This is a genomic window from Methylosinus trichosporium OB3b (assembly GCF_002752655.1).
In the GTDB taxonomy this organism is placed as follows: domain Bacteria; phylum Pseudomonadota; class Alphaproteobacteria; order Rhizobiales; family Beijerinckiaceae; genus Methylosinus; species Methylosinus trichosporium.
The window spans coordinates 82140-97086 of the sequence record NZ_CP023738.1 but is presented as its reverse complement, the minus strand read 5'-3'; the positions used below and the strand labels follow the sequence as shown (position 1 = coordinate 97086).

Below are 14947 nucleotides of genomic sequence, written 5' to 3'. Positions count from 1 at the left end.
ACCCGCAAAACGAGCGCCCCAGTTCGGCGTGCACGGTCTCATAGCCAAACCTGGGCGGCGAAGGCCGGCTCGGCGGATAAGGGAGCTGTCATTCCCCTACCGCCCGAACCGGCTGGCGATGCGCGCCGCAATATCGGGCTCGGCGAAGCTCGCCTCATGCATCGCCTTCTCCTGTGCGACGGCCTCGGGCAGAGCGGCGATGAGCGGGCGATTGAGCGCCTGCTTCAACATGCGCAGCGCGCCCGCCGGCTTCTCGGCCAGCTCCTCCGCGAGCTTCAAGGCGGCGGGAATGGTCTCGGCCCGCGGCGTGATCGGAAAGCCGACGCCGCGCTCGCGCAGCGCGCCGCCATGAAAACCCTTTGCCGAGAACATCATCTCGGCCGCGAGGCCGGCGCCGAGCTTCATGGGCAGTACGAGCGTCGCCCCCATGCCCGGCGTGAAGCCGTATTTCATGAAATTGGCCGCATAGATCGATTCCTGCGACAGCACCACGAGATCGGCGTAGAGGCCGAAGACGAGGCCGCCGCCGAGCGCATGTCCCTGCATCGCCGCCACCACCGGCCATTTGCAGTCGAGCAGCGCGCGATAGAATTCATGCGCGTCGAATGTCGTCTTGTGCTCGGCGAGGGTGAGCAGCTCCTCGAGCGTTCCCCCGGCGCAGAAGATCGCGTCGAAGCCGTGGATCACCACCACCTTCACATCGGCGTCGGCGTCGATGCGCTGCAGCGCCACGCCGAGCCCGCCGACGAGCGCGGGCGTGAAAGTGTTGCGTCCGGCGCGATCCGCCATCTCGATCACGGCGATCGACGCGCCATGCTTGCGCAGGCGCACTATTTCTTCCATGGCGGACTCGATTGGCCGAGAAAGCCGCGGATCGCCTCTTGCGTCTGCGGCCGCAGGATTTGCCGGCTGATCGCCTCCGCGGTGACGCGGCGCGTCTCCTCATTCACGATCCACAATTCGCGAAACAGGCCCTTCAGCGCCGACACGCAATCGGGATCGACGCGCGCGGCGCGGATCAGAAAGCGGCGCAACGCCTCCGTCGGCGCTTCGGCGATCTCGTCGACGAGGCCGAGCGACAGCGCCCGAGCGGCGTCGATGCGCTCGGCCCCGAGGGCCAGGCGATAGGTCGGATGCAGGCCGCAGCGGCGGATGATGAAAGGGGCGATCGTCGCCGGCAGCAGGCCGAACGCCACTTCGGACAATTGGAACGTCGCGCCGGGCGCCGCGACCGCATGATCGGCCGCCGCGATCAGCCCGACGCCGCCGGCGGTGACGCGGCCCGTGATGGAGGCGCAGATCAGCACGGAGCAGGCGGTGAAGCGCTCGAGCAAGGAATAAAAGGAGTCGACCGTCTGCTTCAGGCTCGCTTCGTCGCCGCCGCAGGACGCCGCCTCGACGAAATCCATTCCCGCGCAGAAGGCGGCTCCCTCGCCCGAGAGAAAGACGACGCGGATCGCCGGATCGGCCTCGGCCGCATCGAGCGCGCGGTGCAGCTCGGCGATCATCTCTCTGGTGAGCGCATTGGCGCGCGCCGGACGGTTCAGCGCCACTTCGAGCGCCGGCTCCCTGCGCGTGACGCGCAACGTCTCGAAGCCGCTCATGCCCAGCGATACCGGCGCTGATAGCCGGCGATGGAGTCGAGCACGAGGCGGCCGGCGAGACGGCTGCGCAGCAGCGGCTCGAACGGACCGGGATCGATCGTCATGTCGCGCTGACCGACATAGGAATTGACCGAGCGGGTGAGCAGCAGGTCGTAATCGGCGATGCTCATCTCGAGGCGCCCGGCGAGCGCGCCGTCTATATCCAGCGCTTCGATCCGCGCTGCGCCGACCTTCGTCGCCATGCCGCTGAAGAATTCCGAGCAGCAGCCCGAGCCATAAGCGAAGAGGCCGATGCGGCGCGGCTGCGCAAAATCGCCGCGCGCCAGGACGCCGGCGAGCGCGAGGAACATGGTCCCCGAATAGATATTGCCGACCTCCTGGCAGAAGGTCAGCGACGGACGCAGGCGCTTCTCGAAATCCGCTTCGATCGCCGCCGGCGGACCCGGCTTCAGCTTGCGCATCAAAGTGCGGTGGCCGCCCTTCACCATGCCGCCGAAGGGCGTGTGCCAGGCGAGATAAGCGAAATGCTCCTGGAAATCGATTGGCCCCACTTTGTCGCGATAGGCGAGAAAGCTGTGCTCGAGACAATCGAGATAGGAGAGCAGCGAGAGATCGACGTCGCCAGTCTCGATATCGGCGGTCGGCCGACAGCTGTCCATCACCTCATAGCCATAGGAGCCGCTGGCGCCGGGCTCCAGCGCGAGAATCTCGGCCTCCGGCCCGATGAGCAGAGCGACGGCGGCGCTGCCCTGCGCCGGCTCGGCGTAGGAATGCGGCACGCAGCGCGCGAGATCGGTGGCGATGACGAGCGCGCGGCGAACCTGCCCCGACGACACGGCGCCGACCGCGCTCATGAAGGCGGCTGCGCCGCCGAAACAGGCCTGCTTGACCTCGAACATGCGGCAGCGCCGGCTAAGCCCGAGGTGAGGATGAACATAGCTCGTGATCGATTTGCCCCAATCGATTCCCGATTCGCTGGCGACGATGAGGAGGCCGATCGACTCCCGCTCGGCCGCGGTCAGCGCATCGACGAGCGGCTTGGCCGCATTGACGGCGAAGGAGACCGGGTCCTCGAAGGGGAGATGCAGGCTCTTGCGCCGCATCAGCAGATTGTTGAAGCGCTGCGGATCGAGCCCGCGCGCCTGCGCCAGCCGCCCGACGTCGACGCAGGCCACGCCGCCATAGAAACCGAAGCGCTCGACGCCGACCGTCACGATTGCTCCTCCACTCGGCGCAGCAGCACGCTGGCCGCGATCGTACCGAAACCATAGGCGTTGCTCAATACGATGCGCGGCCGGGCGGACAGAGTCTCGCGCGGCAGCAGAAGATCGTCGGCGATCACGTCGACGAGGCCCGCGGTTCCATGCAAGAAGCCGCCGCGCAGCTGCAGGATGAGCGCCGCGAGGCCGAGAAGGCCGGACGACTGCAGCGAATGCCCGATGAGCGCCTTCAGCGCATTGACTGGCGCGTGCGCGGCCCTCCCGCCGAGCAGGCGGCGGATCGCCTCGGCTTCGGCGAGGTCGCCGGCGGGCGCGCCGGTCGCATGAGCGCCGATGCAATCAATGTCGGCGGGCGCCAGCTTCGCGTCGCGCAATGCGCCCGCCATCGCCCGCAGCGCCGTCGCGGAATCCGGGGCGGGAGATTGATCGGCGCCGGTGAGCGCGCAGGCGCCGGCGATCTCGGCGAGCATGTTCGCCTCGCGGCCGCGGGCGCTCTTGCGCGCCTCGATCAGCAGCGCGGCGCAGCCCCATCCCGGCGTGAAGCCTCTCGACGAGCGGTCGAAGGGACGGCTCTCCGCCGGCGTCGGCGCCAGCGCGCCCATCGTCGCGAAGGCGCGCCATTCGGCGGGCGAGAGATCGGCCGGCGGCCCGACGACGAGACAGGCGGCGACCCGCCCGCTGCGGACGAGATCGAGCGCCATGGTCACGGCGACATTGCCGCTGGCCATGCCGCCGCCGATCGTCGCTCCCGGTCCCTGCGCGCCGACCGTCTCGGCGACGGCTGTCATCACATGGCTGTCGAGGAACTGATAGCCATGACGCGGCGAAAGATAAGCGGGCTGCGTGCGAAAAGTCTCATAGGCGGCGAAGGCCTCGCCTTGTTGCAGATTGCTGCCGGCGATCAGGACGCCGAGGTCCTCCGCGGCGAGCCGCTCGTCCGGGTCCGCCCGCGCCATCGCCTCCGCGGCGACGATGAGCGCGGCGCGCAGAGCCGCGCCGCCGGTGCGCCCGGCGCGGCGCGCGCGCGCCTCCCGCTCCGGCCAGCGCGAGGCGAGGCGCGCCAGCCCCCGCTCCCAGTCGAAGGGCGGCGCGGCCTCGAGCCGCCGCGACGCGCGGAGAATCGCCTCGAAGCCGGCGACATCCTCGGCGCCGCCGGCCATCACGGCCATGCCGGTGACGACGACATGCTTAGCCATGCGCGAGCCGCCGCCGCAGCACGTCGATCAGCGCGCCGATGGTCGCGAGCCCCGTCAGCTCCGCATGGGGAACGACGATGTGCAGCGTCTCCATCGCCCGCGTCGCCACCTCGACGCGATCCATGGAATTGGCGCCGAGCTCGCTCATCGAGCGATCGAGAGCGAGCGCTGCGGGCGGAACGTCCGGCAGCACCTCGCGCAGCAGAGCGAGCACCACGGATTCCACGGGGTCGGGCGCCGCGAGCGCCTCGCCGATGCGGCGCAGCGGCTCCGCGCGCAGCACGCCGAAATGATCGCAGGGCAAGGGAACGCGCCGGATCGGCGAGGCGAAGAGCGCGTCCCAGCCGTCGCGATAATCGCGCGCGACGGCGGTGTCGGGCAGGCCGAGCGGATTGGCGCCGCCGGCCATGCCGTCGCGGCACTCGAACAGCACGACCTCCATCGGCGCCGCCAGCGGCTGCGGCCGATAGGCTCGCAGCGCGTCGCCGATGGCGCGGCCGCAGCTGTCGAAAGTCTCCAGCCGCCGTCGCAGCTCGGCGACCGGGATCGGCGGCTCGGCGGCCGAATAGAGATGCGCGACGACGAGATCGAGCATGGCGCTCTTGTCGAGCCCGCCCAGATCGGACAGCGCCAGCGGCGTGCGCATGCCCCAGCGCGTCCCCAGCCAATTGGCGACGACGACATAGACATAGCCGGGACCGAAATCCGCCTGCATCTCCTCGATCGCCGGCCGCCCCGGCGCATTGGCGTCGAGCAGCACGAGACGCTCGACGCTCTCGCCGCGCGTGACGAGCCGTCGCGCCATCTCGAAAGCGATGGCGCCGCCCGCCGAATAGCCGCCGAGCCGATAGGGCCCCATGGGCTGCGCGCGGCGAATGGCGGCGAGATAATGGTCCGCCATCGCCTCGACGCTGTCGAGCGGCCGGGTTTCGCCATCGAGCCCGGCGGCTTCGAGACCATAGATCGGCTCCCCCTCGGGGAGGGCGCGGGCGAGCTCGCCGACCCAATTCACATCGCCCGTTCCCCCATGCGCCCAGAAGCTCGGCCGCCCCGAGCCGGTCCTGACGAGAACCAGCGGATCGGGCGCGGCGCCGGCGCGCTCTTCGATGCGGCGCGCGAGATCGCGAAGATCGACGCAGCGGCCGATATCGCTCTCTGAGAGATCGCATCGGAACCGCGCGTTCACGGCGTTAAGAGCGGCGCGCGCGCGCGCGGCGTCGAGCGCGATCTCGTCGATGCGGCTGCGCGGCGTGAGCGCGCCCGCGCCGCTCTCGGCGAGGCGCTCCATCAGAAAAGCGAGCGTCTCGCCGATCGGCTCGGCCGCATCCTCCTCGCCGCCGCGCGCGAGCTCCGCCTCGAGATAGGACGCGAGGCCCGCCGCATCGGCATGGTCGTAGAGCCGTGTCGCCTGAAGCCGCGTTCCGAGCGCGTCATTGAGGCTCTTGGCCAGCTCCACCGCGAGGATCGAATCGAGTCCCAGCTCGGAGAAGGGCGCGGAAATGTCGATCTCATTCTCCTCGAGATAGAGCGCCTGCGCGAGATGATTGCGCACGATGGCGAGGACGTCGCGCGGCTCGCGCCCCCTCCCCGACCCTCCCCCACTTTGCGGGAGAGGGGGGTGGCCCCGCGCTTCATCGAAAGATCGCGACACGCCGGCCGCCTCCCTTCCCTGCGGAACCTGGGCGAGAAGGGGAGTCGGCGCGCCGCGTTCGGCGATCAGCTCGCCGACCGCCTGAAGATCGATGCAGCGGCCGATCTCGGCCTGCGTCAGCGCCGCGCCGAAACGCGTCGCGATTGCATCCAGCACCGCCTCGGCCTCCGCCGGCGTCACGGACAGCGCGTCGAGCCGCGTGCGCGGCGCTGGCCGGCCCTTGCCGAGCGCTTCCAGGCGCTCGATGAGAAAAGCGCATTCGGGCGAAACCTCGCCGACATCGGCGCCCGGCTCCGCGAGCAGCGCGTGGAGATGCGTGGCGAGGCCGGCGACGTCGGCGTGATCATAGAGGCGCATCGCCTGGAGATCCGTCCCCAGCTGCTTGTTGAGCGAGGCGGCCAGCTCGACGGCGAGGATGGAGTCGAGGCCGAGATCGGCGAGCGGCGCGCGCTCGTCGATCTGCGCGACGTCGAGATAGAGCGCGGCGGCGAGCTGCCGCAGCACGATCTCGCGCACAGTCTCCAGCGACACGCGCGGCGCGCTCTGTGGCGCCGGCGCCGGCCCGGGCGGCGCTTTCGCCGCACGTTCCGGGGAACGGTCGCACCAGAAGCGCGCGCCGGCGAAAGGATAGCCGGGCAGGAAGATGCGAAGCCCGCGCGTCAGTCCCGCCGGCAGGGCCGCGCCGCCGACCCAAAGAGCCGCGATGCGCTCGATCTGCCCGGCGGCGACGAGATCGGCCAGGAAGCGATCCGTCTGCGCCGACGCCTCGGGGCGCGAGCGCGACACGGTTCCGACCCAGAGATTTGCACGCGCGCGCCCTTCGGCGACCGCCTCGGCCGCCGCCGCCAGAGCCGCGGCCGGCGCCTCGCCCGGCGTCAGCAGCAGCGCGGCGCGCACATCCATCGCCTCGCGGCCCGTGGCGAGCGTGTGCGCCATATCGGCGACGCTGCAATGCGCCGCGACGGCGGCGAGCCGGCGCAGCGAAGCGACCAGCGCGTCGCGCTCGCGCGCCGAGACGACCAGCAGCTCGGCGCGGGTCTGCGGGGTGGGCGCGGCGCGCGCGGCCTCCTCGAGGACGACATGCGCATTGCTGCCGCCGAGCCCGAAGGAGCTGACGCCGGCGCGACGCGGTAGCGCCGCGCCCTGCGCATCGGGCAGCGCCGGCCAGGGTTGCGCGCGATCGACGATGAAGAAGGGAGACTGCGACAGCTCGATCAGCGGATTGAGCCGCTCGAAATGCAGCGTCGCCGGCAGCACGCCATGCTCGAGAGCGAGCAATGTCTTGATGAGGCCGGCGATGCCGGAGGCCGGCTCCAGATGGCCGATATTGGTCTTCACCGTCCCGAGGCCGCAGCGCGGCGAGGCCGCGCCCGCTGTCGCCGCAAAGGCGTCCTTCAGCGCCAGCACTTCTACAGGATCGCCCAGCTCCGTCGCGGTGCAATGCGCCTCGACATAGCCGATCGTATCGGAGGAGACGCCCGCCCGCCGCAGCGCGCCGACGACGAGCGCGGTCTGCGCCGTACCATTGGGCGCGGTCAGCGAATGGCCGCGGCCGCCGTGATTTTCGGCCGAGCCGAGAATGACGCCATGAACGCAATCATTATCGGCCAGCGCCCGCTCGAGCGGCTTCAGCAGGACGACGCCGACGCCCTCGCCCTTCACATAGCCGTCGGCGCCGGCGTCGAAGCTGCGGCAACGGCCCTGCGCCGAGAGGACGCCCAACTCTGCGGTGCTGACGATTCCCTCGGCCGAGAGGATGAGGCTGACGCCGCCGGCGAAAGCCATCTCGCATTCGCCATCCTGCAGCGCGCGCACGGCCCGGTGGACCGCGACCAGCGAGCTGGAGCAGGCGGTGTCGATGGCCTCGCTCGGTCCCCGCAGATCGAAGAGAAAAGAGATGCGGTTGGGCAGCATGGTGGCGATATTGCCGAGCGCCAGCTGCGCCCGCGCCGCATCGCGATTTTGCGCCAGCGCGCCATATTCATTGACCTGCTGGCCGAAGAAGACGCCCACCGAGCGCCCTTCGAGCGCGCTCATCCGAACGCCCGCATCCTCGGCGCAGCGCCAGACCTCCTCGATCGCGAGCCGATGCTGCGGATCGAGGAAAGAGGCTTCGCGCGGCGAGATTTTGAAGAAGGCGGCGTCGAAGCGATCGACCTCCTCGAGAAAGCCGCCGACGATGCGAGCGGCGTCGCCGCCCGCGAGCCGCCGGCCCTCGGGAAGCGGGCCGACGAGATCGACGCCCTGTTCGAGATTGCGCCAGAAGGCGCCGAGATCCGGCGAGCCGGGGAAGCGCCCGCTCATGCCGATCACCGCGATCGGCGCGCGCGAGGGTGCGATGGGCGCGGCCGCAACGCGCTCGGGCTCGGGCTCGGGCGCCGCGCCGCCATGGCGAGCGGCGACCGCCTTCGGCTCGGTCTCGACGAGATGATCGGCGAGCGCGTCGATCGTGCCGCGTGAGAAGAACACCGCCGGGCTGAGCGTGACGCCATAGTCGGCGCCGATGCGCGCCGCGAAGTTCTTCAGCGCGATCGAATCGAAGCCGTAATCGGCGAGGCCGACGCCGCCGCCGATGCGGCTCGCGTCGATCTTCATCAGCTCGGCGACCGTCGCGGTGAGCTGTCGCCGAATTGCCTCGCGCGCATCGCCGGCCGGGGAGAGCGGCAGCGCCGGGACGCGCGCCGGCGGCGGCGCGCGGTGGGTCGGCGCGAACAGCGCCTGCGCCGCTTGCGCGGAGAGCGGCAGGACGGCGAGCTGCGGGTGCGGCAGCGCCAGCGCATCGAGAAACGCGCGCCAGCCCTGCTCGCTCTCGAGATAGGGCATTCCGGCGCTCGCCAGATAGATGCGCTCGCCCTCGGCCGAGAGCACGCCGCGGCCCTCCCGCCACAAGGGCCAACCGAGGGCGCGGGTCACGCCGCGGCGCGCGCCGCTGCGGCGCTCGTCGTCGCGCCAGGCGGCGAAGCGGTCGCAGAAGGAATTGGCGAGGGCGTAGGAGCCCTGGCCGAAATCGCCCAGCTCGCCGGCGAGCGAGGAGAAGATCACGAAGAAATCGAGCGGATCCTCGGCAAGCAGCCGGTCGAGCAGCAGGGTTCCGACGGTTTTCGGCGCGAGGCAGGCGGAGAAATCCGCGTGCGAGGCGTTGCGCAGCGGCGCTCCGCCCGGCGCGCCGGCGAGATGCAGCACGCCCGCGATCGGCCCATATTCGGCGCGCGCCTCCGCGAGGGCGTTTGAAAGGCCGCGCTCGTCGGTCACATCGGCGCGGCGATAGTGCGCGCCGGGCAGAGCAAGCACAGCGTCGCTCGGCGCGGAGCGTCCCAGCAATGTGAGCCGGACGCCCCAATCGGTTGCGAGCCGGCGCGCGAACAGGGCCGCGAGCGCGCCGCCGCCGCCGGTCACCAGAATATGCGCGCCGCGCCGCGGCGCGTAGGGCGTGGCCGGTGGCGCGACCGGCGCCATGCGCCGCGCCAGCCGGCGGCCGGCTTCGAGCGCCGCCTCGGTCTCGCCATCGGCGGGGCGCGCGCATTCGGCGAGGATGGCTTTCGCCAGCGAAGCGGCGGACACATCCGGCTCGATGCGCAAGAGCCGCAGATCGACCTCAGCGCCGTCGAAACGCGCCGAGCGGCGCAGCGCGGCGAGGCATTCTTCGCCCGCGCCGCCGCGATGGACGACGAGCAGCGGGATCGGGCTGGAGAAGAAGCTCCGGAGCAGCGCGACCACCGGGCCGGGCTCGGCGGGCGGCGCCGATGTGTCGCTCGGAGCGGCGTCGAGCAGGAGGACGATCGCCTGCGGCGGCGCGCTCGCATCGATGCGATCGACCTCCGCCGGGGCGAGCCGGCGCGCCGCGAGTCCACAGCGCTCGAGCGAGCGCGCCAGCGCGTCGGCGGCTCGCGTCGGCTCGGCGATCAGCCAGAGCGAGCGCGGCGGCGCGCCGGCGCCCGCGGCGCGCTCCTCCCACAGCGGCGCCCAATAGCCGACCGGCTGCGCCTGCGTTGCCGCCGGCGCCGGTGCGTCGAGCCAATAGCGCTGCATCTCGAAAGGATAGCTCGGCAGAGCGATGCGCCGCGCCGCGGTCGGAACCGCCTCCGCCGCAATCTCTCCGCCGCCCAGATAATCCCACGCCGCCGCGACGAGCAGGGCGGAGCGTCCGCTCGTCGCATCGACGAAACGACTATTCTCCAGCGCCGCGCGCAGCTCGCCGATGGTCGAGACCACCGCCGCCCAGCGATGCTCGAAATGCGCCCGGCCGGCGATGAGCGTGCGGCTCACATCCGCGAGCGCCGGCGCTTCGGACGCGAGCCATTCGGACAGATCGCGCCGGCGCCGCGCCAGCGCCGCGGGCGTGCGCGCCGAGAGAACGACGAGGCGCCGCTCGGCCTCGTGGCGCCGGGGCGCAGGCGGTTCGGCCTCGGCGAGCAGAAGATGCACATTCGTGCCGCTGAAGCCGAAGGCGCTGACGGCGCCGAGGCGCGGGCCCTCGCTCTCCCACGGCCGCAGCGCGGTATTCACCACGAAGGGTGTCTCGGCGAGCCGCAGCTGCGGATTTTCGCGCGCGAAATTCAGCGAGGGATAGAGCTCGCGATGGCGCAGCGACAGAACCAGCTTCAGAAAGCCGGCGACGCCGGCGGCATGCGCCGCATGGCCGATATTGGTTTTCACCGAGCCGATGGCGCAAAAACCCTTGTCCGCGGTCCAGCCGCGGAAGGCGCTGGTCAGCCCCTCGATCTCGATCGGATCGCCGAGCGGCGTGCCGGTGCCATGCGCCTCCACATAGCCGATGGCGCGCGGCGAGACGCCGGCCTTGGCGTAGACCTCGCGCTCCAGCGCCGCTTGCGACGCCGGGCTCGGCGCGGTGATGCCATTGGTGCGGCCATCCTGATTGATGGCGCTCGCCAGAATCACCGCCTCGATATGATCGCCATCGGCGAGCGCGCGCGCGTAGGGCTTCAGCACGACGACGCCGGCGCCCTCGCCGGGGACGAAGCCATCCGCCTCCGCGTCGAAAGTCTTGCAGGCGCCGACTGGCGACAACATGCCGGCCTTGGCGGCCGCGACATTGAAGCCCATCGTCGTGGTGAGGAACACGCCGCCGGCTAGCGCCATGTCGCACTCGCCTTCGACGAGGCTGCGGCAGGCGAGATGAATCGCGGTCAGCGACGAGGAGCAGGCGGTGTCGACCGCAAGGCACGGACCTTTGAGGTTGAGCACATAGGCGATGCGCGCCGCGAGGATCGAGGCGGCGTTGCCCATGAAGGCGAAGGCCTCGGGGAGAACGCCGACCTCGGTCATGCGATGGGTGTAGTCGCCGCCATGGGCGCCGACGAAGACGCCGCAGCGGCGCCCGTCCAATTCGCGCTCGCCATAGCCCGCGTGCTCCAGCGCCCGCCAGGCCTCGATGAGGAAGACGCGATGCTGCGGGTCGGTGAGCTCGGCCTCCTTGCCGGACATGCGGAAAAACAGCGGATCGAAATCGGCGGCGTCGGTGAGGAAGCCGCCCTTCAGCAGAAAGGCCGCCTGCTCGCGCAGCGCCTCGGGCAGGTTTTCCGCTTCGGCCGGCCAGCGGTCGGACGGCACATCGGCGATGGCGCTGCGCCCCGCGCGCAGCATCGCGTGAAAGGCTTCGAGCGAGGGACAATCGGCGAAGCGGGCCGAGAGGCCGATGACGGCGATGCGCTCATCGCGTGAAGGATGATGCTCGAGCCCCCTCCCCGACTCTCCCCCGTTCCGCGGGAGAGGGAGCGGATTCGGCCCGTCGTCGAGAGTTCGCGCAATCTCGGCCGCCTCACTCTCCCGCGAAGCGGCGGAGGGTGAGGGAGGGGGCGAAACCGCGCGCAGATAAGCCGAGAGATCCTGGATGCTCGGATGGTCGAACAGCACGGTCGGCCGCATGTCGAGGCCGAACGCTTCGTTCAGCCGGGCCACGACGCGCACGCCGAGAATCGAATCGACGCCGTAGTCCATGAAGCGGCCGCGTGGGTCGATCCGCGCCGGCGACAGGCTCAACGCGGCGGCGACCTCGCGCGTCACGATCTCTTCCACATGATCGCCGGCGTCGGACGCGAGCGGTCCAGGGGCGGGCTCGGACCGCGAGCCTTTAGGCTCGCCCTCGCGAACGCTGGACGATAAACGCGCGGCGATGACGCTCTGGCTGAACCGATCCTGCGCCTCCCCGGGCAGGCCGAAGGCGTCGACGTGCGCAAAGCCCGCCGCCGCGAGCGCCGCGCGCCAGCCGGCGACATCGAGCAGCGGCGCATTGGCGATGCGCTTTTCCGCATCCTCGAAAGCCCACCAGCCGTCCGTGAGGCCGAAGGTCATCGTCGCGAAGTCCTGCAGCGCCGTCACCTCGTTCAGCAGCAGCACGCCGCCCGGCGCGAGCAGCTCGGCGACATGGGCCAGCGTCGCGCCGATGTCGCGCGTCGCATGCAGCACATTGGAGGCGATGACGATGTCGAAGCAGCCGGGTGGAAAACCCTGCGCGGCCGGCGCTTTCTCGATGTCGAAAACAGAAAAGCGCATGCTTGGCGCGGCAAAGCGCCGGCGCCCGTGCTCGACGAAGCCGAGCGACACGTCCGTGTAAGAATATTCCGCGACCACGCCGAGCGTGTGGAGCGCTTCGACAACGCCCGCCGTGGCGCCGCCGGTGCCGGCGCCGATCTCGAGCAGCCGCAGCGGCGCCGTCCGTGGACGAACCAGCGTCGCCGCCGCCTCGGCGAGCAGACGGTTGAAATGTTCGGCGAGCGGATGGCCGCGATAGATCGGCTCGACGAGGTCCATGCGTCCGGCCGGAAACAGCACCTCGGTCGCGGTGACGGCGCCCGAGAGCAGCTTCGGCAGAGCGGCGACGCAAGTCTCGAGCAGCGTCAGAAACGGCGCCAGCTCCGGCGCCGCGCGGATGATCCGCTCTTTCTCGGCTTCGAGGTCGTCCGGCGTTCTGTGGGCGGGGTCGGGACGCAGCAAATCGCCATCGCGTCGCAGCGCGCCGTCGCGCAGGAGAATATCGAGCAGAGCCTCGTGCAGACGCTGCTTGGCGGCGACCACTCCAAGGGCCTTGCGCAGCCCGGCCGGCGTATGCGCCGGCTTGGCGAAGAGGCCCATGGCGTCATAGGCGGCGGCGAGCGCGCGCCGGCCGAAAGCCTCGACCGAGCGAAAGGCATCGGCCGCCTCGCGCTGCGCCGGCGCATTCTGGCGCGGGAGCGCCGCGCGAAGATCGGCGAAACCATCCTCGTCATCAGAAGACGACCCGACACGATCGAGCGCGATTCCTTCTCCCTTAGGGAGAAGGTGGCCCCGCGCAGCGGGGTCGGATGAGGGGAGCCCCGCGTGAAAATCGGCGAGCGGGAAACCCCTCACCCGGCCGCTCCGCTGCTGCGCTCTCCCCAAGGGAGAGGGTTCCGCCCCCTCTGGCGACTTTGGCGCAGCGGCGTCGGCGGAGCCGAGCGCGACGCCATAGGCCTCGCGCTCGAACGGAGTGGTCGGCAAAGGAATGCGGCGGCAGCCGGTGAGGCCGGGCAGATCGCGCCATGCGAGATCGACGCCGCAGCAATAGAGCTCGGCGAGCGTCGCGGCGTCCGCTTCCTCGGGATTGCTGCGCAGCATGCGCGCTGCGAGAGCGCCGAGCGCGCCCCCGCCCTCCGCGCGCGCCTCGCCGCGGAAGACGTCGGGGCGCCGCTCCTCCGCGAGCGCCGCCCGCAACGCCCCGCGCAGCGCCGGCTCGTCCCCCGCGAGAAGCGCGACGCGATGCCGATGATGGTCGCGCCCGACCGACAGCGTAAAGGCGATGTCGCCTAGGGCGCCCACGGTCGGCAGCGCCGCGAGAAGATCCGCGAGCCGTTGGCGCAGAGCCTCCGGCGAAGGCGCCGAGAGCGGAAAGCAGAATGGCCCCTCCGGCGCCTCGCCGCGCTCGCGCCCCGGCGCTTCCTCCACCACCGCATGGGCGTTGGTGCCGCTGAAGCCGAAGGAGCTGACGGCGGCGCGAAGCGGGCCGTCCGCGACCCAGTCCGTCGCCGCGATCGGCGCATAGAAGGGGCTGGCGGGAAGATCGATGCGCGGATTGACCTCGCCGAATCCCGCGAGCGGCGGAATGCGGCGATGACGCAGCATCAGCAGCAGCTTCAAGAGTCCCGCGATCCCCGCCGCGGTCAGCGTATGGCCGATATTGGCCTTCACCGCGCCGAGCGCGCAGAAGCCAGCGGCGTCGGTGGATTTGCGAAAGGCCGCGGTCAGCGCCTCGATCTCGATCGGATCGCCGAGCGGCGTGCCGGTGCCATGGGTCTCGACATAAGAGACGCTGCGCGGATCGACGCCGGCGCGGGCGTAGACCTCCGTTTCGAGCATGGCTTGCGCCGGCGCGCTCGGCGCGGTGACGCCATTGGTGCGCCCGTCCTGATTGACGCCGGTCGCGCGAATGATTCCATGGATGAAATCGCCGTCGCGCAAAGCGTCGTCGAGCCGCTTCAGCAGCACGGCGCCGACGCCCTCGCCACAGACGAAGCCGTCGGCGCGCGCGTCGAAGCTGGCGCAACGATCGCTCGGCGACAGCATGCCGCCTTCCAGCATGGCGTCGATGAACTGCTCGGTGCTGATCACAGCGACGCCGCCGGCGAGCGCCATGTCGCAGCCGCCGCTGAAGAGGCTCTCGCAAGCGAGATGCACGGCGACGAGCGAGGAGGAGCAGGCGGTGTCGAGCGCGATGCTCGGCCCTTTGAGATCGAGGAAATAGCTGATCCGCGCCGCGAGAATGGAGGCCACATTGCCCATCAGCCCGAGCGGATTGGATTGCAGCCCGGCGTCCCGGAAGCGTTGCGCGTAATCCCCGGCGCCGGCGCCGACGAAGACGCCGCAGCGCGCGCCGGAGAGGCTCGCGGGCGCGAGACCCGCGTCCTCGATCGCGTGAAACGCCGTCTCGAGGAAAATGCGCTGCTGCGGATCCATCATCGCCGCCTCGGTCGGCGAGATGCGGAAGAACAGCGGGTCGAAACGATCCTCGTCGGGCAGGAAGCCGCCCTTGCGGCGCGCGCCTTTCACATTCGGCCAGCGCCGCGCCGGCATGTCGACGAGGCTGTTCTCGCCCGCCTCGATGAGGCGCCAATAGGCCTCGAGATCGGCGGCGCCGGCGAAGCGCCCCGCCATGCCGACGACCGCGACAGCGCGGGAGGCGGGCGCCGGCGCCTCGCCCATGCGGCGAATGAGAGTCATCGCCGCCTCGGGCGGCAGAGCGCCTTCCGCGACGAGGGTCAGGACGAGCCGTCGCATTTGTTCTCTCTCGCTCATCGCGACTCT

The 14947-nt window shown here is 70.8% G+C and carries 5 protein-coding genes; all 5 read right to left on the bottom strand.

What is annotated here, in order from left to right:
- Positions 1-96: 96 nt before the first annotated feature.
- Genes CQW49_RS21585 through CQW49_RS21565 form a run of 5 tightly spaced genes read right to left on the bottom strand, consistent with a single transcriptional unit; the run spans position 97 to position 14920 of the window.
- Complete coding sequence (locus tag CQW49_RS21585) at positions 97-843, bottom strand: polyketide synthase (RefSeq protein WP_003614677.1); 747 nt, start codon at positions 841-843, stop codon at positions 97-99.
- Positions 831-1604, bottom strand: a complete 774-nt coding sequence (locus CQW49_RS21580) for an enoyl-CoA hydratase/isomerase family protein (protein WP_003614670.1) — start codon at positions 1602-1604, stop codon at positions 831-833. The genes CQW49_RS21585 and CQW49_RS21580 overlap by 13 nt, the downstream gene beginning before the upstream one ends.
- On the bottom strand, positions 1601-2818 hold the full coding sequence (locus CQW49_RS21575; protein ID WP_003614668.1) for a hydroxymethylglutaryl-CoA synthase family protein: 1218 nt from the start codon (positions 2816-2818) through the stop codon (positions 1601-1603). The genes CQW49_RS21580 and CQW49_RS21575 overlap by 4 nt, the downstream gene beginning before the upstream one ends.
- Complete coding sequence (locus CQW49_RS21570) at positions 2815-4020, bottom strand: beta-ketoacyl synthase N-terminal-like domain-containing protein (protein ID WP_024750042.1); 1206 nt, start codon at positions 4018-4020, stop codon at positions 2815-2817. The genes CQW49_RS21575 and CQW49_RS21570 overlap by 4 nt, the downstream gene beginning before the upstream one ends.
- A complete protein-coding gene (locus tag CQW49_RS21565; RefSeq protein ID WP_065083646.1) occupies positions 4013-14920 on the bottom strand; it encodes an SDR family NAD(P)-dependent oxidoreductase in 10908 nt (3635 codons plus the stop codon). Before CQW49_RS21565 ends, CQW49_RS21570 begins: the two co-directional genes overlap by 8 nt.
- Between the last annotated feature and the right edge of the window lie 27 nt (positions 14921-14947).